This window comes from Ensifer sp. GW823-FHT05D09 (assembly GCF_058795755.1).
Genome location: NZ_JBXAIA010000020.1, coordinates 1 through 19,833, shown reverse-complemented (window position 1 = coordinate 19,833; position 19,833 = coordinate 1). Strand labels below are relative to the sequence as shown.

The 19,833-nt window shown below is 63.3% G+C and carries 21 protein-coding genes; 8 read left to right on the top strand and 13 right to left on the bottom strand.

Features of this window, described 5'->3' with window-relative positions; genetic code table 11:
* Positions 1 to 88: 88 nt before the first annotated feature.
* Both AC1Q80_RS30580 and gloB read right to left on the bottom strand, forming a co-directional pair.
* Positions 89 to 532, bottom strand: a complete 444-nt coding sequence (locus AC1Q80_RS30580; protein WP_209793177.1) for a cupin domain-containing protein — start codon at positions 530 to 532, stop codon at positions 89 to 91.
* Positions 532 to 1,302 (bottom strand): hydroxyacylglutathione hydrolase, encoded by a 771-nt coding sequence (gloB, locus tag AC1Q80_RS30575; RefSeq protein ID WP_492362909.1) that lies wholly within the window; start codon positions 1,300 to 1,302, stop codon positions 532 to 534. The genes AC1Q80_RS30580 and gloB overlap by 1 nt, the downstream gene beginning before the upstream one ends.
* Positions 1,303 to 1,473: 171 nt before the next feature.
* Between gloB and AC1Q80_RS30570 the strand changes: the two genes are divergently transcribed.
* The 3 genes from AC1Q80_RS30570 to AC1Q80_RS30560 all read left to right on the top strand — a co-directional run bounded on the left by AC1Q80_RS30570 (position 1,474) and on the right by AC1Q80_RS30560 (position 4,359).
* Positions 1,474 to 2,238, top strand: a complete 765-nt coding sequence (locus AC1Q80_RS30570; protein ID WP_139353875.1) for a class I SAM-dependent methyltransferase — start codon at positions 1,474 to 1,476, stop codon at positions 2,236 to 2,238.
* A gap of 91 nt (positions 2,239 to 2,329) precedes the next feature.
* On the top strand, positions 2,330 to 3,436 hold the full coding sequence (gene hisC / locus AC1Q80_RS30565; protein WP_492362908.1) for a histidinol-phosphate transaminase: 1,107 nt from the start codon (positions 2,330 to 2,332) through the stop codon (positions 3,434 to 3,436).
* Complete coding sequence (locus AC1Q80_RS30560) at positions 3,433 to 4,359, top strand: prephenate/arogenate dehydrogenase family protein (protein ID WP_492362907.1); 927 nt, start codon at positions 3,433 to 3,435, stop codon at positions 4,357 to 4,359. Before hisC ends, AC1Q80_RS30560 begins: the two co-directional genes overlap by 4 nt.
* Positions 4,360 to 4,458: 99 nt before the next feature.
* On the opposite strand, the gene AC1Q80_RS30555 is transcribed toward AC1Q80_RS30560, so the two are convergent.
* Positions 4,459 to 5,472: a DUF2125 domain-containing protein gene (locus AC1Q80_RS30555; RefSeq protein ID WP_492362906.1), complete on the bottom strand. Its 1,014-nt coding sequence runs from the start codon at positions 5,470 to 5,472 to the stop codon at positions 4,459 to 4,461.
* 183 nt (positions 5,473 to 5,655) lie between these two features.
* On the opposite strand from AC1Q80_RS30555, the gene AC1Q80_RS30550 reads away from it, so the two are divergent.
* Complete coding sequence (locus AC1Q80_RS30550; RefSeq protein ID WP_492362905.1) at positions 5,656 to 6,219, top strand: gamma-glutamylcyclotransferase; 564 nt, start codon at positions 5,656 to 5,658, stop codon at positions 6,217 to 6,219.
* Here the strand turns inward: AC1Q80_RS30550 and AC1Q80_RS30545 are convergent.
* The 4 genes from AC1Q80_RS30545 to ftsE all read right to left on the bottom strand — a co-directional run bounded on the left by AC1Q80_RS30545 (position 6,216) and on the right by ftsE (position 9,608).
* The gene (locus AC1Q80_RS30545) at positions 6,216 to 7,007 is read right to left on the bottom strand and encodes a lysophospholipid acyltransferase family protein (RefSeq protein ID WP_209793167.1); all 792 of its coding nucleotides are present in this window, start codon (positions 7,005 to 7,007) and stop codon (positions 6,216 to 6,218) included. The genes AC1Q80_RS30550 and AC1Q80_RS30545 overlap by 4 nt on opposite strands.
* A 125-nt stretch (positions 7,008 to 7,132) precedes the next feature.
* Positions 7,133 to 7,831 carry a YdcF family protein gene (locus tag AC1Q80_RS30540; RefSeq protein ID WP_492362904.1) on the bottom strand — a complete coding sequence of 233 codons (699 nt, stop codon included), beginning with the start codon at positions 7,829 to 7,831 and terminating at the stop codon, positions 7,133 to 7,135.
* Between the two features lie 96 nt (positions 7,832 to 7,927).
* The gene (locus tag AC1Q80_RS30535) at positions 7,928 to 8,875 is read right to left on the bottom strand and encodes a cell division protein FtsX (protein ID WP_412728434.1); all 948 of its coding nucleotides are present in this window, start codon (positions 8,873 to 8,875) and stop codon (positions 7,928 to 7,930) included.
* A 73-nt stretch (positions 8,876 to 8,948) separates the two neighbouring features.
* Positions 8,949 to 9,608 (bottom strand): cell division ATP-binding protein FtsE, encoded by a 660-nt coding sequence (gene ftsE, locus AC1Q80_RS30530; RefSeq protein ID WP_063934108.1) that lies wholly within the window; start codon positions 9,606 to 9,608, stop codon positions 8,949 to 8,951.
* 294 nt (positions 9,609 to 9,902) lie between these two features.
* Here ftsE and AC1Q80_RS30525 point away from each other — a divergent pair, with 294 nt between their 5' ends.
* From AC1Q80_RS30525 to AC1Q80_RS30515, 3 genes are all read left to right on the top strand, one after another.
* Positions 9,903 to 10,568 carry a hypothetical protein gene (locus AC1Q80_RS30525; RefSeq protein WP_492362903.1) on the top strand — a complete coding sequence of 222 codons (666 nt, stop codon included), beginning with the start codon at positions 9,903 to 9,905 and terminating at the stop codon, positions 10,566 to 10,568.
* A 63-nt stretch (positions 10,569 to 10,631) separates the two neighbouring features.
* On the top strand, positions 10,632 to 11,177 hold the full coding sequence (gene hpt / locus AC1Q80_RS30520) for a hypoxanthine phosphoribosyltransferase (RefSeq protein WP_173423512.1): 546 nt from the start codon (positions 10,632 to 10,634) through the stop codon (positions 11,175 to 11,177).
* A gap of 293 nt (positions 11,178 to 11,470) precedes the next feature.
* Complete coding sequence (locus AC1Q80_RS30515; RefSeq protein ID WP_173423511.1) at positions 11,471 to 11,830, top strand: response regulator; 360 nt, start codon at positions 11,471 to 11,473, stop codon at positions 11,828 to 11,830.
* Positions 11,831 to 11,958: 128 nt separating this feature from the next.
* Here AC1Q80_RS30515 and AC1Q80_RS30510 read toward each other — a convergent pair whose 3' ends face one another.
* From AC1Q80_RS30510 to argH, 4 genes are all read right to left on the bottom strand, one after another.
* Positions 11,959 to 14,580: a TIGR02302 family protein gene (locus AC1Q80_RS30510; RefSeq protein WP_492362902.1), complete on the bottom strand. Its 2,622-nt coding sequence runs from the start codon at positions 14,578 to 14,580 to the stop codon at positions 11,959 to 11,961.
* Positions 14,581 to 14,733: 153 nt separating this feature from the next.
* Positions 14,734 to 16,002, bottom strand: coding sequence for a diaminopimelate decarboxylase (gene lysA / locus AC1Q80_RS30505; RefSeq protein ID WP_173423509.1), 1,269 nt, complete (start codon positions 16,000 to 16,002; stop codon positions 14,734 to 14,736).
* A 15-nt stretch (positions 16,003 to 16,017) separates the two neighbouring features.
* Positions 16,018 to 16,212: an LPS translocon maturation chaperone LptM gene (lptM, locus tag AC1Q80_RS30500; RefSeq protein ID WP_077501004.1), complete on the bottom strand. Its 195-nt coding sequence runs from the start codon at positions 16,210 to 16,212 to the stop codon at positions 16,018 to 16,020.
* Positions 16,213 to 16,362: 150 nt separating this feature from the next.
* Positions 16,363 to 17,766, bottom strand: coding sequence for an argininosuccinate lyase (argH, locus tag AC1Q80_RS30495; protein ID WP_492362901.1), 1,404 nt, complete (start codon positions 17,764 to 17,766; stop codon positions 16,363 to 16,365).
* Positions 17,767 to 17,792: 26 nt separating this feature from the next.
* Here argH and tlpA point away from each other — a divergent pair, with 26 nt between their 5' ends.
* On the top strand, positions 17,793 to 18,464 hold the full coding sequence (gene tlpA / locus AC1Q80_RS30490) for a thiol:disulfide interchange protein TlpA (protein ID WP_173423507.1): 672 nt from the start codon (positions 17,793 to 17,795) through the stop codon (positions 18,462 to 18,464).
* A gap of 74 nt (positions 18,465 to 18,538) precedes the next feature.
* Here the strand turns inward: tlpA and AC1Q80_RS30485 are convergent, their stop codons facing one another.
* Together AC1Q80_RS30485 and AC1Q80_RS30480 are read right to left on the bottom strand one after the other, a co-directional pair.
* The gene (locus AC1Q80_RS30485; protein ID WP_173423506.1) at positions 18,539 to 19,411 is read right to left on the bottom strand and encodes a 3-hydroxybutyryl-CoA dehydrogenase; all 873 of its coding nucleotides are present in this window, start codon (positions 19,409 to 19,411) and stop codon (positions 18,539 to 18,541) included.
* Between the two features lie 157 nt (positions 19,412 to 19,568).
* The coding region (locus AC1Q80_RS30480) for an electron transfer flavoprotein subunit alpha/FixB family protein (protein WP_492362900.1) at positions 19,569 to 19,833 on the bottom strand (265 nt) is incomplete at its 5' end.

The window sequence follows — 19,833 nt, the reverse complement described above, 5'->3', positions numbered from 1 at the left end:
AAAAGTGTGCCGCGGTTTTGCGACAACGACATGCGCAAAAGCAAGAACTTAAAGCGCGCCAAGTGAATCTGAAAGATCGCGACGCGCTTTAAGTCTCAGGCGGTGCCCAGTCGGGGGCCGCCATCTCGAAGACCGAGAAATCGAAGCCCGGCGCCACGGTGCAGCCGACCAACGTCCAGTCGCCGAGCGAGACGGCCGATTGCCACCAGTTGGGCGGCACCAGCCCCTGTGGGCGCTCGCCGTCCAGAATGCCGGGACCGAGGCGCAGCACCGTTGCCGGCGCGCCGTCGGCTGCGATGCTGAGCTCCAGCGGCGCACCAGCATAGTGATGCCAGATCTCGGCTGCATCGCGCACCCGATGCCAGTGCGAGCGTTCGCCGCGCTCCAACAGGTAGTAGATCGCCGTCGAGTGGCCACGCGGCCCGCCATTGCCGTCTCGGAAGGTCTGAACATACCAGCCGCCCTCGGGATGGCGGGTCAGCCCGAGGATCTCGATGATGGCGGCAGGTGTCAGCTCGTTGTCGGCCGTCATCAGAAGTTATCCTTGCGCTTGCGGATCTCGGCAAAGACAGCCGCGTCGGCAGCGCCTTCCATGCCGAGACGGGCACGGATCTTCGGGTCTGCGGCGCGCAGGAACGGGTTGGTGCGCTTTTCAAGGCCGATGGTCGTCGGCGCGGTAAAGCCGCCATCGCAACGTGTTTCCTCGATTTCGGCGGCACGCGCCTTCAGTTCGGCATTATCGGGATCGATGGTCACGGCGAAATGGGCGTTCGACAATGTGTATTCGTGGCCGAAATAGACGGTTGTGTCGTCGGGCAGGGCGAGAAGGCGGCTGAGCGATTGCCACATCGTCTCCGGCGTTCCCTCGAACAGGCGGCCGCAACCGAGCGCAAACAGCGTGTCGGCGGCAAAGAGCAGCTTGTCCTCGGGGAGGTGGAAACAGATATGGCCAGCGGTGTGGCCAGGCGTCTCGATGACGTCGACCGGGTGGCCGGCAAAGTCGAAGCGCTCGCCGTGGCGCACGCTTTTATCGATGCCGGGGATACTGGACGCTTCTGCCGCCGGGCCGATGATGGTGGCGCCGAAACGCTCCTTGAGCGCCACGTTGGCCGCTACATGGTCGCCATGGTGGTGCGTGGTGAGGATGTGGGTGAGCGTCCAGCCCCGTCGCTCCAGCGCCTCCAGGATCGGCTGCTCCTCAGGCGCATCGATCGACGCAGTGGCGCCGCTTGCGAGGTCATGCACCAGAACGCCGAAATTGTCGGTACGGCAAAGAAAGAGGTCGAGTTCGAGTGCGGCCATGGCAAATCTTCCGATCGGGTTTCCGCCGCATGATGTTCGATCGGATCGACGAAAATCATCCGGCGCGTTTAACGCGGCCGCGCGCTTTGACGCTCTCAAGAGCGCGGCGCAGCTGGGACTGCCGTCGAATGTAGCGAGGCTTGCCTTGAAGTCTACCGCTTCAAGGCTAACATGTTGCGCATGCACACCGATATCGTCGACCTCCGCGAATTCTACCACTCCGAACTGGGCCGCATGGCGGAACAGTCCGTGACCATGGCGCTGTCGTCCGTCTGGGCGCGGCTGCCGGAGGAGCGGCTCGTCGGCCTCGGCTATGCCGTGCCTTATCTCGAGCGCTTCCGGAAGGACACGGAGCGTACCTTCGCCTTCATGCCGGCGGGGCAGGGCGCGGTGAACTGGCCGGTTGCCGAGCTGTCTTCGACGGCGCTGGTGTTCGACGAAGAGCTGCCGCTGCCCGATTCGTCGATTGACCGGGTGCTGATGGTGCATTCGCTGGAATTTGCCGAAAGCCCGCGCGAGACGATGAAGGAGATCTGGCGGGTGCTGGCGCCGGGTGGGCGGCTCGTCATCGTCGTGCCCAACCGTCGCGGCGTCTGGGCGCGCATGGAGCATACGCCCTTCGGCTCCGGCCGGCCCTATTCGCGCAGCCAGCTGACGGCGCTACTGCGTGAGACGAACTTTACGCCCGGCGCCTCGGCGGAGGCGCTGTTCTTCCCGCCATCGAAGCTGAAGATGATCCTGCGCTTGCGCCGCGGCTTCGAGCGGCTCGGTCGGTCGCTGTGGCCTGTCTTCTCAGGGGTGATCGTGGTCGAGGCACAGAAACGGCTCTATCAGGGCCTGCCGGTCGCTGCGCGCGCATCACGCCGCGTGTTCGTGCCGGTGCTGGCCCCGCAGGGTATCCCAAGCACCCGGGACCGGCCTCGCGCTCAGTCGTGATCGCTGCCCTCACAGGGCCTGCCGACCCTCGACAAATCCCGATTGCGCCGGTATTGGCTTGGCCTTCTTTCCTGCCTTGAAAGCTGACCCCATGAGCCTTGCCTCCAAGAGCCCGCAGCCGCGTCCCGGCATACTGGATATTGCCGCCTATGTGCCCGGCAAGGAGCATGCCCCCGGCGTCGCCAAGGTTCACAAGCTTTCCTCCAACGAGACGCCGCTCGGCGCGAGCCCGAGCGCGATCGAAGCCTTCCAGGCGGCCGCCTTCAATCTGGAGCGCTACCCCGACGGTCAGGCGCGGGCGCTGCGCGAGGCGATCGGCGCCGTGCATGGGCTCAATCCGGCAAACATCCTGTGCGGCAACGGTTCGGACGAATTGCTCGGCCTGCTCTGCCAGACATACCTTTCGCCCGGCGACGAGGGCGTTATCACCGAACACGGGTTCCTGGTCTACAAGATCCAGATCACCGCCGCCGGCGGCATACCCGTTACGGTCAAGGAACGGAATGCGACGGTCGACGTCGACGCGATCCTCGCTGCCGTGACCGAGCGCACGAAGATGGTCTTCCTCGCCAATCCCGCGAACCCGACCGGCACCTATATCCCGGTCGACGAAGTCCGCCGCCTGCATGCGGGTCTGCCCGAGGGCGTGCTTCTGGTGCTCGATGCTGCCTATGCCGAATATGTTCGCCGTAACGATTATGCGGCCGGGCTCGAACTGGTGTCGGCCAACCGCAACGTCGTCATGACCCGCACTTTCTCCAAGATTTACGGGCTTGCCGGCCTGCGCATCGGCTGGATGTACGCGCCTCCGGAAGTGATCGACGCGGTCGACCGGGTGCGCGGGCCGTTCAACCTCAGTGCGGTATCGATCGCAGCCGGTGCCGCTGCCGTGCGCGATCAGGCCTTCGTCGCTAAAGCCGTGGACCATAACCTGACCTGGCTGGAGCACGTCAGCCGCGCGCTGGAGGCGCTCGGCCTCACGCTGACGCCATCGGTGACCAACTTCGTGCTCATCCACTTCCCGGACGAGGACGGCAAGCGCGCGATCGACGCGGACACGTTCCTCACCGCTCGCGGCTACATCCTGCGCGCGGTTGCAGCCTACGGCTTTCCCAATGCCTTGCGCATGACCATCGGCTCGCAGGAGGCCAATGAGGGCGCGATCGCGGCACTGACAGATTTCATGGGACGGAAATGATGACACAGCAGTTTGAAACGATCGCGCTTATCGGCATCGGCCTCATCGGCTCTTCGATTGCCAGGGAGATCCGCGAGAAGCAGCTTGCCGGGGCCCTGGTGATTTCCACCCGCAGCGAGGCGACGCTTGCGCGTGCCGAAGAGCTTGGACTTGGCGACCGCTATACGCTGTCGGCTGCCGACGCGGTGCGCGGTGCCGATCTCGTCATCGTCTCGGTGCCGGTTGGTGCGTCGGGTGCAGTCGCTCAGGAAATTGCCGCCCACCTGAAGCCGGGTGCGATCGTCACCGATGTCGGCTCGACCAAGGGCTCGGTCATCGCCCAGATGGCGCCGCATCTGCCCGACACCGTGCATTTCGTGCCGGGCCATCCGATTGCCGGTACCGAGCACTCCGGCCCGGATGCCGGCTTCGTTGGCCTATTCCGCGGCCGCTGGTGTATCCTGACGCCGCCTCCCGGCCAGGACGAGGAAGCGATCGCCCGGCTGCGGCGGTTCTGGGAAACGCTTGGCTCGATGGTCGAGGAAATGGATGCCGAGCATCACGACAAGGTCTTGGCGATCGTCTCGCACCTGCCGCACATCATCGCCTACAACATCGTCGGCACGGCGGATGATCTGGAGGCGGTGACCGAATCCGAAGTCATCAAATATTCCGCGTCCGGTTTCCGTGACTTCACGCGTCTTGCCGCATCCGACCCGACCATGTGGCGCGATGTCTGCCTGCACAACAAGGATGCGATCCTGGAAATGCTGTCGCGGTTTTCCGAGGACCTTGCCTATCTGCAGCGGGCAATCCGCTGGGGCGACGGCGACAAGCTGTTCGATCTCTTCACCCGCACCCGCGCGATCCGCCGCTCGATCATTCAGGCCGGCCAGGATACGGCCATGCCCGACTTCGGCCGCCACGCGATGGACCAGAAATAGTCATTGTGCACAAGAAAGCCCGGGTGGTGGATTGATCCACGACCCGGGCTTTTCTATTCCCGCTTCTCCTGTCAATGCCGCAGGAGGCGCCGCTCTTGATCAGAGCGTCGGCAGCACGCCGATCGGGATGAAGGCGAGGAAGGCGGTGCCGTCGCGCACGTTGAGCTTCACCGTCGCCTCGTTCTTGCCGTTGGCAAGGGCCTTCAGCATGTTGGCGGTGTTGTTGACGAGGTTCGCGTCGTCAGGGATGAGCGTGACAAGGTTCTGGCGCCAGGCATCGATGTTGCTCATCGTCAGCGAAAGTTCACCGGAAATCAGCCCCTGGTCGTTGACCGAGAAAGGACCTGACAGCTTGGCGTTCATGCCGGAGCCGAGGTCGAGTGTCATCTGGCGCAGTTCCCCCTTGCTGCCGCGCAGCATGGCCGGCGTCGGGATGCCCGAGCCCATCCAGCTTGCCTTGTCGACGAATGTGAGGTCGGCGGCGATGTTGGCGGGCGGCGCGAAGTTCGCGCCGTTTTCCGGGCGGAGGTCGAGCTTGTCGACGCTCAAGGCTGCGTCGAGGTCGTTGCCGTTGCGGCGCAAATGCACTTCGCCGTGGCTTGCGCCGAAACCGAAGCTGTCGCCGCTCACGGGAAGGCGCACAGTGCCGGTCAGGTTGTCATAGGTGAGCGAGCTGCGGTCGAGCCCCGAGAGCGTCGCGCGGACGCTGGCATGCAGCAGCGTCCAGTCAGCCGACACTTTGAGGTCGGGCGCCACGCGCAGTTCAGCCGGGCCGTCGAGCTCGATGATCGCATGGCCGGGCTGGTACACCTGGGCTGCCGTGCGAAGCGCCCCGAAGGAGGCGGAGGCGCCGCGGCGAGTGTCGTCGAGATTGACCTTGTCGCAGAAGAGGCCGATGCGGAAGGGGAAGCCGCGCACATCCATGTTGATGCATTCGCCACCAAGCCCGTTTGCCCGGCCGTCTGCCAGATGTGCCGTCAGGCGCTTTTCGACCTGGTCGGCCACGACGAACCAGCCGGCCGAGTAGGCGGCGCAGACGATTACGATGCCGGCGATCAGCCAGCGGAACTTGCGGGCGACCGGCGAGGGATTGGCGACTGCGGTGGCGGTCATGATAGCGCGTACTCCACAAAACTTGAGACCGCGGCCGCCTTTCGGGTGGCGCCGCCGATCCTGCTTATTATCTTTCATTCTATGCACGGGGACGACTTGTCTCTTCCGTGCCGGGATGCTGTGCCGTAGAAAAACCGACATGGCTGGCCACCGATGAGCCGACGAGCAGACAGCGCGGATTGAATGACAGTGGATATGGACGAATTTTGGGTCTTTGGCTACGGGTCGCTGATGTGGAACCCGGGCTTCCGGTTCGAGGAACGATCGACGGCGCGTGCGTTCGGCTATCGCCGGGCGTTGTGCGTGCGCTCGTGGGTCCACCGCGGCACGCAGCAGCGGCCAGGCCTGGTGCTCGGGCTCGACTATGGCGGCTCCTGCATCGGCACGGCCTTTCGCGTCGACGGCGGCGACAAGGCTGGAGTCATCGACTACCTGCGCGAGCGCGAGCTCGTCACCCATGTCTACAAGGAAAAGACGATGCCGGTGCAGCTTGCCGACGGGCGGCGCGTCCCGGCGCTGGCCTACGTGATCGATCGCGCCCATGTGCAATATGCCGGCGCGCTCAGCGCCCCGGAAGCGGCGGCGATCGTCGCCGTCTCGTCGGGAAAGTCAGGCCCGAACAGCGAATATGTGTTCAACACGCTTGCCCACCTCAAAGAGATGGGCATTCGCGATCATTGGCTCGAAGAAGTCGTGGCGACGCTGAACGCGAAGTCGCCGGCTGCAGCGCAGCTGCAGCCGATCTAGCTGCGCCCCATCGCCTTCAATTCGGCGAGGCGCTGCTTTGCCGTCGGAGGCAGCGGCAGATGCGGGTTGTCCCTGACGGTCTCGAGCAGAAGCTCGTCGCTTGCCGTCTCGGTCACCTCGATCAGCCGGGCGAGGAATTCGTCCGGATCGAGGCCGGCCTCGATCGGCGGCAGCACGCGCACCTTGAAATGACCGGGGAAGCGCAGGAACTTGCGGCGCGGCCAGAACAGGCCGGGATGCATGGCGACCGGCACGACAGGCACATTCAGGTCGCGATAGAGCCGGGCGATGCCATACTTGTAGTGCGGCGGCGCGCCGGGCGGACGGCGGGTGCCCTCGGGATAGATGATCAGCTCGCGGCCGGAGGCCATTTCCTGCTTGGCACGATCCATGACCTCGGTCATGGCGCGGCCACGGGCAGCCCGGTTCACCGGCACCATGCGCTGCTTGCGGATGTACCAGCCAAAGAGCGGGATCCAGGTCAGCTCGCGCTTGAGAATGAAGAAGGGGTCGTTCAGCCAGGGCAGGAGCGCGTAGACGTCCCAGAACGACTGGTGCTTGGGCGCAAAGATGTAGCCGCTCTTCGGAATATTCTCCAAACCCTCGATCTCGAAGGTCGTGCCCACCATCTTTTCGAACAGCCAGTGATTGCTGCGCGCCCAGTTCTTCGGAACGAACCAGGCCGTCTTTCGCGACACCAGAAAATAGGCCGGCGTAAAGACGATCATCTGCAGGATCAGATTGACGTAAAAGACCAGATTGAAAAGGACCGAACGCAGGACGATCATCAGCAGGCTCTCGAGAGGCGAGTTCAGTTATATCCGGCCCGTGGACCGGTGGATCGCTGCGTACACGAATAAACGCCGCAGGAAAACCGCTCGTTCTCACTTTGCTGATGGAAGCGTGCCGACGTCTATTCTTCGGCCGGTGTCGCCCGCGAGGGAACGGTGCGCAAACCGCTCGCCGGCCGGGCGCCGGCGATGTCGCGCACGGAGGCGACGGTATATTTGCCGAATTCCAGCAGGATCGATTTCAGCACCATCGGATTGCGCAGCCAGTTCGTCGTCTTGAGATCGGAATTGACGACGGGATAGGCGATGAATTCGGTCTCCGGCCGGGCGCGGCGCAGCTCCAGCAGGCTACGCGGCATATGGTAATTGTTGGTCACGACAAGCACGCGCTTGTAGCCGCGGTCGCTGATCCACTGGCTGGCCTCGGTTGCGTTGCCGATCGTGTCGATTGCCTCGTGACCGATGTCGACGCAGCATTTGAAGAGATCGGCCGAGCTTTGGGTGTTGCGCCGGATCTGGCTGCCTGTCGTTGCCGGGTGCACGCCCGAAATCAGCAGCCTTTTGCCGGCCCCGGACTTCAGCAGATCGACCGCCTGGTCGATGCGCTGGAAGCCGCCGGTCAGGACGACGATCGCCTCTGCCTTCGGGTTGTCGGGTGGCTGCAGCGAGGCGACGGTGTCGGCGAAGTTGAGGAAGGCTGCGACGACGATCGCAAACGGCACAAGCAGAATGAAGAACGTCCGGCGGAGAATTTTGCGCAAAGGACCACGGCGTCGGCGTTCCTGCTCGGCCCCGCCTTGCCATTTACCTCCTCCGGCCATCCCGCTCCCGCGAAGTCCTTGCGCCATCATGATTCTCTTCAGATAGCGCCAGATTGCGGCAAGTCATGGATCGAATAAAGGCGAAACATCGGGGCGTCAGCTTTGGTAGGTATCCGTGCGTCCGGGGTCGGAGCGGATCAGGTCGATCTCATAGATCGTGCGGGTTACCGTGAGCCGCGCCGTCAGCGTCGTCAACACCGCAATCACGATCATGATGGCAAGAATGCCGAGATACCCACCGTAACCGATGGTGAACGTGCCGAAGAGGGCTGTCGCCTGATCGGTTTCCGGGGTTGCGAGGGTGCGGGATTGCCAATAGCCGGCAAGCGCGAAGAACAGTGCGGCCAGCAGCCCGCCGGCACCGGCCCCCTTGAGGCTTATCCTCAGGAAATGTTTCTGGAATTCCGACGCCACAAAACCGGCCTCGGCGCCGACGAAATGCAGCACTTCGACGATATGGCGGTTTCCGGAGAGAGCCCCGCGCGTGGCGAAGATGACCGTCAGTACCATGGTCGAAAAGACAAGGACGAGCACGCCGGTGCCGATCATCGCGGTGGTGTTGGCCATCGCCACCAGCCGGTCGACCCAGGTGCGGTGATCGTCGAGAAAGGCCTGGGGGATGATCTCGGTCAGCGCCTTGCGCATGGCGGCGAAATCGGGAGGGTTGTTTTCATCGATGGTGATGATGACAAGGCGTGGAACCGGCAATTCGTCGAGGTCGAGGCCCTCGCCAAGCCAGGGTTCGAGCAGGCGTGCGGTGGCTGCCCGGTCGACGATGTTGCCACCGGTCGCGCCACTGAAGGTCAGAGCCAGGTCGCGCGCGTCGGCCAGCGCCTTTTCCATGTCGAGATTGTCATCCGGCTTGATCTGGATGGTGATCTCGCGGGAAATCTGGCTCTGCCAGCTTTGTGCCGTGGCCCGCACCATGCTGACGCCGCCGAGCGTCAGGCAGGCGAGGAACGACATGATGGCGATGACGCACATCAGCGCGTGGCCGGAGACGTTCGTCGAGGGAACAATGGGCCCCATCGGGCGCACGCGCATCTCGGTACGGCGTGGCTGCTGCTGCGGTTCCGGTTGTTGCTCCGGCACCTCGTGGGTGCGTTTGGTGCGGCTCTCACTCATAGATATCGAGCCGCCCTTGCGAAAGGATCATGCGCCGCGCCTCGACCTGATCCATCAGCGACAGATCGTGTGTGGCGATGACGACGGCTGTGCCGAGCCGGTTGAGCTCGAGGAAGAGGTTGAGGAGACGGCGGGCCATCGGCGGATCGACGTTGCCGGTCGGCTCATCCGCGAGCAGGATTTCGGGGCGGTCGATCAGCGCCCGCGCGATGGCGGCGCGCTGCTTCTCACCGCCCGACAGCACCGGCGGCAGCACATTGATACGTTCGCCAAGGCCGACCCATTTCAGCAGTTCCAGAACGTCGGCGCGGTAGCTCGATTCGTCCTTGCCGCGCACGCGCAAGGGGAGGGCGACGTTTTCATAGGTCGTCAGGTGGTCGAGCAGGCGAAAATCCTGGAAAACGATACCGACACGGCGGCGCAGCATCGGGAATTCTTCGCGCGGGATCGACGAAATGTTGCGGTCGAACATGCGGATCAGGCCGCGCGTCGGCTGCAATGAGAGGAAGAGCAGGCGCAGAAGCGTCGTCTTGCCGGCGCCGGATGGGCCGGTCAGGAACTGGAACGACCGACGCGGAATATCGAAGGTCAGGTCCCGAAGAATTTCCGGCCCCATACCATAACGCAATCCGACGTTCTCAAAATGAATCAAAGGGTAGCCCAGTCTCTCTCACGACCCATGCAGTTTTGCTGAAGGCCGGTCATCTGCGCATAGGACGACAAGCAACGAAAGGCAAAACGGCCAGCGGAACCATGGTTAAGCAGCGGTTAATTTTTCATGAAAAGACGCCGGTTTCGCGACCTCTTTCCGAAGCATTAACCATTTTGGTTTACGTGTCGGAAAGATTTGATGCAATGCCCAGATTCTTGCACCGCACGGGATCGGCGCATTGCCCGATGGTTTCGCACTGATGGTACGTCCGTCGGCGATCCGGGAGGAAAAGCGATGCAGGCATTCCGCACGAAAACGGCTGGCGCCACGGCCTATGCCGATCTGCTTCCGCCGGACCGCGCCCGGCGAGAGCCTGCAACCGCCGCGCGCCGCGTCGACTACATCGAGGCAGAGTTCGAGACGGTTTCGACGACGGCCCGTCGCAATCCCTATCCGGTTTTCAACGACAGCAAGCATACCCGACGCGATGCCCCGATCCTGACGGTCGTTCGCGACGAGCAGACCGCGGCAAGGCGTCTGCTGTCCTTCGCCGAGGCGCGGCTGCGCGCCATGCCGGCCCGCCAGTTTACGGGGCTTGTCGCCGGTTTCGCGCTTGCGGTCTTTGCGGGCATTGTCGCGCTTTCGACCGGTGACGGGGTTGCGCGCGATCCGCTCGCCATCTCCGACGTCACCGCCTCGCTCGATTATTCCGGCGGCATGCGGGTACTTTCCGTCTACGGCTCCATCGACAATTCCTCCTCCGACCTGCAGCGCTTGCCGTTGATCGTGGTGGATATTGTCAACAACGGCCGCAAGGTTACGGCGACGCGACTGATGCCGGAGGGCGCTGCCATTTCGCCCGGCGAGAGCCGCCGCTTCGTGACCAGGCTCCCATATGCAGGTGGAAAAATGCCGGAAGTGAAGGTTTCCTTCGCCGAAAACGGTGTCTCCGCGCGCTGATTGTGCTAAGCGGGCGCGAAAGGGAAGGCGCTGGTCTTCCGGAAGAAACGCTGGAGAAACCGCATGCCCGTCGTTCGCGGAAAGAATATCGAGCCCCTTTACACGGCAGAAACGATCGCCGCACGCAACACCGAGCTTGCCGACATGATCGTCGAAGGTCCCCACAAGGATCTGCTGGTGATCGCGGTGTTGAAGGGCTCGTTCATCTTCGCCGCAGACCTGATCCGCGCCATGCACAATACCGGGCTTGCACCTGAGGTCGAGTTCATCACGCTGTCGAGCTACGGGCTTGGCACGGTCTCCCAGGGCGTGAAGATCATCAAGGACATCGACAGCGACGTGCATGGCCGCGACGTGCTTCTGATCGACGATATTCTGGAATCCGGCCGCACCCTGCGCTTTGCCAAGGAACTGATGTTCGAGCGCGGCGCCCGCAACGTCACGATCGCGGTGCTGCTCGACAAGCGCGTGAAGCGCAAGGTCGAACTTGAGGCCGATTATGTCGGCTTCGAATGCCCTGATCACTTCGTCGTCGGTTACGGCATGGACGTCGCCTATGCGTTCCGCGAATTGCCGTTCGTGGGTGTTGTCACCGGCGACGCCGAGTAAAAGGCGAGAGTAGGCAGCGCTGCGGCATTTGCGACCGTGGCGCTGCAACGACCTCCGAGATCGCCCGGAACCGGGCCTGCCGATCCGACATTCCGAAATCCAGCCGCCCGGCGTTTACCGAACACAAAGAAAAAGCTGGTTGTTTGGGGGCGTGTCGCGCTTCGTCCCCTCAAGGGTCTTGCGCGCCGCTGCGGCCTGCCGTCACATTTCTCGTGAGCGTTGCCGTATCCATTGGAATGGGCCGGTCTCTCCGCGATAGAGCCGTGCCGTCGCAGCGAACGCGGGAGGCCATGATGGCGAAGATCCTGATTACCGAGGACGAGGATGCATTGCGCTCGTTCGTCGCGCGAGCCCTGAGGCTCGATGGGCATGAGACCGTGGAGGCTGGAGACGGCGCAGACGGACTTGCTTGCCTGCAGACCGAGAATTTCGATCTGCTTCTTTCGGACATCCGCATGCCCGTGATGGACGGTATCGAGTTGACCCACCAGGCGTCCGCCGCCTTTCCGGCGATGAAGATCCTGCTGATGACCGGCTATGCCGAGCAACGCGAACGAGCCGACGATCTCGCCGACAAGATCGTCGACGTCATCTCCAAGCCCTTTTCTCTGCCAGATATCCGCAAGGCCGTGGCACAGGCGCTGGCTGCCTGACGTCTCTGTCCCGCGGCCCGAATGCGGGCAGTGCCTTGGCGGTCTGACGATCTTACAAATTGAAGACGCCCTTGGCGCGGTTCCGCGCCAAGGGCGTTGTTGTTTCCGGCTGTTTTTCTGATCGAGGGTCAGCGCATGTCGAGCAATCGCTCGAGGTATTGCCGCTCGGCTTCCGGCGACAGGGTGTTGCCGAGCCGGCGGCGGATCTCGTCGAGAATCTCGCGCGCCCGCTGGGTATCGATTTCATCCGGCACCTTGACCTGGTCGCCGAAGTCAGGACCGGCATTCTGTTGGCGCCGGCCGAGCGGATCGCGGCCGTTCTGCCCATATTGTGGCACGCCCTGACCCGGTCCCTGTCCCTGGGCCTGCATCTGGTTCATCATGTCCTGGGCGCCTTCGCGCAACGCCTGCAGTGCGCGGCCCTGGCTGCCGACGGCCGGTTCGCCCTGGCCCTTGCCGAGAGACCCGGAGGCGCCGTCCATTTCGCGCTTGGCGTCGCCGAAACCCTTGCCCGGCTTGATGCCGAGGCTTTCCAGCCCTTTCTGCAGTTCACCGAGCTGCTTGCCCAGTGCGTCCTGCTGCTGCTTCAGCTGCTTCAGCGCTTCCTTCAGTTGCTCGGCCGTCATGTCGTCAAGCGGGTTTGGCTCGCCGTTTTCGTCACCGCGCTGGCCCGGATCCTGTGGCATGTCCTGGCCGTAGAGCTCGTTGTCCTCGCCCTGCAGCGGGTCACCGCGCTGCATGCGGTCGCGCTGCGCCTGGTCGAGCTTGAACGTCTCGTCCATCAGTCGCTGCTGCTCCTGCATCAGCTGTCCGAGCTTGTCCATCTGCTGGCGCATGGCGCTGTTCTGTTCGCCCTGCTGTTGTTGGCCGCGGCCGGCCTGCAGATTGTTCATCATCCGCTGTAGTTCGGACAACATCTGGCGGGCCTGATCGCGCGCGCCCGAGCGCGCCAGGTTCTCGATCTGGTTCATCATCTTTTCCAGATCCTGCTGGCGCAGAACATTGTTTTGATCCGGATTGGCAGCCATGCGCGGGTTTTTCGCCGCTTCCTTGGCAAGCGCCTGCATGTACTCCTGCATCGCTTCGCGCAGTTCCTTCATCAGCTTGGCGATTTCCTCGTCGGGCGCATTGCGCTCGAGCGCATCCGAGAGCGCCTGCTGTGCATCGCGCAGGCGACGGTCGGCAAGCGACAGATCGCCGTCTTCGATGCCAAGCGCGATTTCCCAGAGATGTTTGGCCGCATCGCGCAGCATGTCGTCGTTGTGGGCCAGGGCCATGCGCGAGCGGGCCGATTTCAACAGCAGGAAATGGGTAAGATTGGGGATCGTTTCCTCGGCGAAACTGGCGATCGCGTCATTGAGGTCGATCGCCCGCGCCAGGTCGTTCGCGTTGAGGGCGAAGACCTGGCGCTGCTCAGCGACGGAGCCTGCCAAGGGGTTGAAGAATTGCCGTGCCGGCAGGATCATGTCCTGCGGCACACTGCGACCTTCTTGTCCGGCGGCATCGCGGGCAACGAGCGTGATGCGAACGCGCTTGCCGGCGAGCGGATGTTCGCTGAGGTTGCGGCTGGTCGTGCCCTTGGCCTCGCGGGCATTGCGGCGCGGCAGATCGAGCCGGTATTCGGGAAGCGGATAGAGCGGCCGTGCGTCCTTCACAGGCTCATCCAGCGGCTTGATCTCGGCCCAGGCCTGCGCGATCCCATAGTCGTCGGATGCGAGGAACGTGATGTCGAGCGACGCGTTGGGCGTCGGCTTCGGCACGCCGTCGAAGGCGATCTGCGGCACGCTGTCAGGGGTTATCTTGAACGTCCACTTCTGACCCCCGACGGAAAGCTCACCGTCCTTGACGATCTTGTAGAGGTGATTGCGAACCGTCTTATTGTCGGGCGCCGTCTGTGCGACGGGTTCTGCAGATGCAGTCTTTTCGTCCGGTTTTTCACCGGCGGTCGGGATGACGATCGGCTCTGCCGTTCCGTTCTCGGAGTAGCGGACGGTCTCTTCCACCCCGGCTCCGGTGACGCGCACGGTCAGGTCGCTGAATTGCGGAATGGTGATTGCAGCCGTTTCGTCGGCCTGGGAAGTGACGCCCTGGCGGCCGGTGAGGAAGACGGGTGCGCGTCCGGTGTAGGCGGGCGGCGTCACCCAGGCGTCGACCCTTATGTCGGCGACTTCGCTTGCAGGCTGCGGCAGGTGGAAGGCGTCCGAGAGCAGCCCTGCCCGGTTGGAATAGGAATAGGCGAAGGCGACGCAGGCGATCAGCACCGGCAGGGCGCGCAGCGCAAAGGGGTCGTGGCGGGCAATGTCGGGACGCGGCAGCCCAGTGTCGAGTGCGCGGATCATGCCCGCCATGCGCGTCTGGTGTTCGCGCCACAGCGCCTGGCCGAAAGCGCCGCCGGTTGCCGGCATGTCGTCCTGGACGCGGATCGCCTGGTGCGGCAGGTCGTTGCGCTCCTCCAGCATGCGGTCGGCATCGACATTGCCAGGCAATCGCAACCGGGTCAGCGGGACGAGCGAAGCGACGAAGGCGACGAGAAAGCCTAGGAGCAGGCTGGCATGCAGCCAAAGCGGAGCGATGCGGAAGAGGCCGAGCCAGGCAGCCGACAGAAACAAAAGGACGATCGAAGCGGGAACGAGGGCGCGCGGCAAAACCTGCTCGGCGATCAGGACCGCCCGCGCGACAAATCTCTTCAGTGCCAGCGTCCTGGCAAACGACTTCGGTTGTGGCGTTTCATCCTGCCGGAATTGCGTCATCCGCCCAAGTTCCCTTTCGGCCGTTCATGACCGTTCGTGACCGACCTATTGAAGGTTCAGGATAACATCGTTTGTGGCGAAGACGAGGGTGACAACAAAATCGTGATCGCCCGGGCGGGCGATCCACAGATCATCGTTCGATCCGATGATTGGTCAGTCGAGCCAGTCCGGGACGGAATCGAGCCCGATCAGGTCGTCATAGCTCTGGCGCGGCCGAATCACGTGGAAGCGGTCGCCCTTGACCAGCACTTCCGGGATCAGAAGCCGGCTGTTGTAAGTGCTGGCCTGGACGGCGCCATAGGCGCCGGCCGAGCTGATGGCGAAGAGATCGCCCGGCTTCGGCATGGCCATTTCGCGGTCGAGCGCCAGATAATCGCCGGTCTCGCACACCGGGCCGACGACATCAGCCTTGATGCGGGGCGCGTTGGCGGCCGAGATGCGGACCGGTCTGATCTCGTGATAGGCTTCATAGAGCGTTGGGCGGATCAGGTCGTTCATGGCACCGTCGACGATGACGAAAGTCTTGTCGCCGCCATCCTTGACGTAGATGACTTCGGTCACGAGGATGCCGGCATTGCCGACGATCAGCCGGCCCGGTTCCGTGACAATCTTGCAGCCGAGCGATTGCAACTGGTTCTTGACGATATCGGCGTAGGCGTCGGGCAGCGGCGGCGGATTGTTGTCTTCCTTGTAGGGAATGCCGAGACCGCCGCCGATGTCGACGTGATCGATCGCATGGCCGTCGCTGCGCAGCGTGTCGACCAGCTCGCGCAAGAGCTTGAAGGCGTCATCGAAGGGCTGCAGCTCGGTGATCTGGCTACCGATATGCATGTCGATACCGGTGACCTGAATGCCCGGCAGCGTTGCGGCATGGGCGTAGACCGCGCGGGCGCGCTCCCACGAAATGCCGAACTTGTTTTCCTTCTTGCCGGTCGAGATCTTCGAGTGGGTGCGCGCGTCGACATCCGGATTGATGCGGAAGGACACGTGGGCGCGCTTGCCGGCGCGAACGGCGCGCTGGTTCAGGACCTCGAGTTCCGGCTCGGACTCGACATTGAAGCAGTAGATGCCGGCTTCGAGCGCAAGATCCATTTCCTGCGGCGTCTTGCCGACACCCGAAAACATAATGCGGGATGCCGGAATGCCGGCGGCCAGCGCGCGGCGCAGTTCACCGCCCGACACGACGTCGACGCCGGCGCCCAGGCGCGCAAGCGTCTTCAGCACCGCCTGGTTGGAATTGGCCTTCATGGCGTAGCAGACCATCGCGTCGACGTCGGCAAAGGCCTTGGAGAAGACCTTGTAGTGCCGCTCGAGCGTTGCGGTCGAATAACAGTAGAAGGGCGTTCCGACGGCGCGGGCGATGTCGGTCACCGGCACGTCTTCGGCGTAGAGGATTCCGTCGCGGTATTCGAAATGATTCACGGGGCGTGGCTCGGCTTAGAGGAGGGGATCGAGCAGGAAACGGCGGTCGTCTGCCTGTTCTTTCTTTTCGACGGTTCCGGCAGGGGTCAAGGTGTTGATCGGTGCCGTCGAGCCGGGTCGGTCGAGGTCGCCCTTGCGTCCACAACCGGCAAGAACCAGCCCGGGGATCGCCAGAAGAAGCGCAAACCGGGCCGCCTTCGTGAATGTCATCGTGATTTTCCTTCGCGGAGACTGATGCTGGTGCGATGTCTTATCGATTTTTCCAGCGCTTGTGCACCCTGATTCTGCGACCTGTTTCAGGCGCTTGTGTCGAGGCAGGCCGTTGCCCCGAAACCGACGGGCAGTTTCGGGGGACAAGCATCAGTTGCGGGCGCGCCACCAGGCGATCTGCTTGCGAACCTCGTTCGGAGCCGTGCCGCCGAAGGAGGTGCGGCTGGCAACCGAGGCCTCGACAGTCAACACATCGAACACCTTTGCGGTGATCTGGGGATGGATCAACTGCAGGTCTTCGAGCGTGAGATCGGCGAGGTCGCAGGTCTTCTGCTCGGCAAGGGCTACGGCACGGCCGGTGACGTGGTGGGCATCGCGGAAGGGCAGGCCCGCTTCGCGCACCAGCCAGTCGGCAAGGTCGGTCGCAGTCGAATAGCCGGAGCCGGCAGCCGCCTTCATCCGGTCGGCGCGGATGGTCATGTCACGCACCATGCCGGTCATCGCGGCAACGGCGAGTTCGAGGCTCTCGGCGGCGTCGAAGACCTGTTCCTTGTCTTCCTGCATGTCCTTGGAGTAGGCGAGCGGCAGGCCCTTCATGACGGTCAGAAGGGCGATCAGCGAACCGTTGATGCGGCCGGTCTTGGCGCGCACCAGTTCGGCAGCGTCCGGGTTCTTCTTCTGTGGCATGATCGACGAGCCGGTCGAAAACGCGTCGGACAGGCGGATGAAGCCGAACTGTGGCGTCGACCAGATGACGATCTCTTCGGCCAGGCGCGACAGGTGGGTGGCGGCGATCGCCGCGATCGACAGGAATTCGAGCGCGAAATCGCGGTCGGAAACCGTATCGATCGAGTTGCGGGTCGGGCCGGCGAAGCCGAGGGCGCTGGCGGTCATGTGGCGATCGATCGGGAAGCCGGTGCCGGCAAGCGCGGCGGCACCAATCGGGCTTTCGTCCATATGCTCGATGGCGTGGCGCACGCGCGAGCGGTCGCGGCCGATCATTTCGACATAGGCCATGCAGTGATGGCCGAAGGTGACGGGCTGGGCCGTCTGCAGATGGGTGAAGCCGGGCATGACGGTCTCGGCATGTTCCTCGGCGCGGTCGAGGAAGGCGGCGATCAGGCCGGTCAGGGCCTTTTCGGTCCGCTGCAGCTCTTCCTTGACCCAGAGGCGGAAGTCGAGCGCCACCTGGTCGTTGCGCGAGCGGGCGGTGTGCAGCCGGCCGGCGGCCGGCCCGATCAGGGTCGCAAGCCGCGCCTCGATGTTCATGTGGATGTCTTCGAGGCGGCGCGAGAACTCGAACTGGCCGCTTTCGATCTCTGACAGGATCGTGTTGAGACCGTGAACGATCTTGTCTTTGTCCTCAGCCGAAATGATGCCTTGATGCGCAAGCATGGTCGCATGCGCTATTGAGCCGCGGATGTCTTGGCCATAGAGCTTCTTGTCGAAGCCGATCGAGGCATTTATCTCCTCCATGATCGCGTCCGGACCCGAGGCGAAGCGACCGCCCCACATCTGGTTGGAGGATTTCGTCTCGGAATTGCCGTCAGCCATGAAGAATGCCCGCCTTGGAGAATGAAATGTCCGACCAGAAGAAATCCCCCCCGGCCGTGAAATTGTTCGCGCTCGCCGCCGTGTTCGGCGTGATCGTCGGTGCGGCTGCGGTATACGTGAAGGAGACGGGGTCTGGCAATGCCGAGACGACCGAAACGGCGGCTGCCGTGTGCCCCTTGACCGGCGAAAAGGTAACCTCGCTGACACCGTTCATGAAGGGGCAGGTGGCCGCGATGTCGCCGGCCGCGTCGCCGCGCCCGATCGCGCTCGATTTCAACGATCCTGAGGGCAAGCCGACGACGGTTTCAGCCTTTGCGGGCAAGACCCTGCTTGTCAATCTCTGGGCCACCTGGTGCGGACCCTGCCGCGAGGAGATGCCGGCGCTGAATGCGCTGCAGAAGTCGCTCGGCAGTGACAAGTTCGAGGTGGTCGCAATCAACATCGATGTCGGCGACGACGAAAAGCCGAAGGCCTTCCTCAACGAGACCGCAGTCCATGACCTTCGCTACTATCGCGATGCGTCGATGGGCGTCTTCAACAATCTGAAGAAGGAAGGTCTTGCCTTCGGCCTGCCAGCAACGTTGCTGCTGGACGACAAGGGATGCCTGATCGGTTCGATGAATGGCCCGGCCGCGTGGGACAGCGACGACGCCAAGGCGCTGATCGGCGCGGCAATCGCGCCCGCCGCCGGCAGCTGATCGCCTGGCTATCACCCTCCGACAACTGAAAAGCCCGGCATTTCGCCGGGCTTGGAATTTCTGAATTGGGTCGATTAGCGGGTCGGCACCGGGACGTCGCCGCGGTAGTCGTAGAAGCCGCGACCGGACTTGCGGCCGAGCCAGCCTGCCTCGACGTATTTGACCAGCAGCGGGCAGGGGCGGTACTTGGAGTCCGCCAGGCCGTCGTGAAGCACCTGCATGATTGACAGGCAGGTGTCGAGGCCGATGAAGTCGGCAAGCTGCAGCGGGCCCATCGGATGGTTGGCGCCGAGCTTCATGGCGGTATCGATCGCCTCGACCGTACCGACGCCTTCATAGAGCGTGTAGATCGCTTCGTTGATCATCGGCAGCAGGATGCGGTTGACGATGAAGGCCGGGAAATCTTCGGCGACGGTCACGGTCTTGTCGAGCGTGCCGACGAATTCCTTGGCGGCCTTGAATGTGCCTTCGTCGGTTGCGATGCCGCGCACGAGCTCGACCAGCTTCATGACCGGAACCGGGTTCATGAAATGGATGCCCATGAACTTTTCCGGACGATCGGTGGCCGATGCCAGGCGGGTGATCGACAGCGACGAGGTGTTGGTCGCAAGCAGCGCTTCCGGCTTCATGACAGGACATACCTGGCCGTAGATCTTGCGCTTGATGGTTTCGTCTTCGGTGACCGCCTCGATGACGAGGTCCACCTGCGAGAGGTCGTTGATGTCGGACGAACCCTTGATCAGCGCAAGTGCTGCCTTGCGGGCCTCGTCGGTCATTTTGCCGGACGACACCTGACGAGCAAGGTTGCCGTTGACGGTGGCAAGGCCCGCCTCGATGCGGTCAGCGGCAAGATCGTAGATCTGCACCTTGTATCCGGCCATGGCCGAAACATGCGCAATGCCGCAGCCCATTTGCCCGGCACCAATAACTCCGACCGTCTTGATCATCGCGGCGAACATCCATCTTCAAGAATTTTGGCGGCCGTGCCGCCGTCATATACGAAAATACCGGGCCGGTCTGGCCGGCCCGGTAGATTGTTAATGCCAAGTCCGCGCTTTTGCCAGCCCTTTTCCTTGAGGCTCAGGCCGTGCGGTTGGCGAATGGTTACAGCGCCTTTGCAAGCTCCGGCAGGGCTTCGAACAGGTCTGCGACGAGGCCGTAGTCGGCGACCTGGAAGATCGGTGCCTCCTCGTCCTTGTTGATGGCGACGATGACCTTACTGTCCTTCATGCCGGCCAGATGCTGGATCGCACCGGAGATGCCGCAGGCGATGTAGAGATCGGGGGCGACCACCTTGCCGGTCTGGCCGACCTGCCAGTCGTTCGGGGCGTAGCCGGCATCGACGGCGGCGCGCGATGCGCCGACGGCG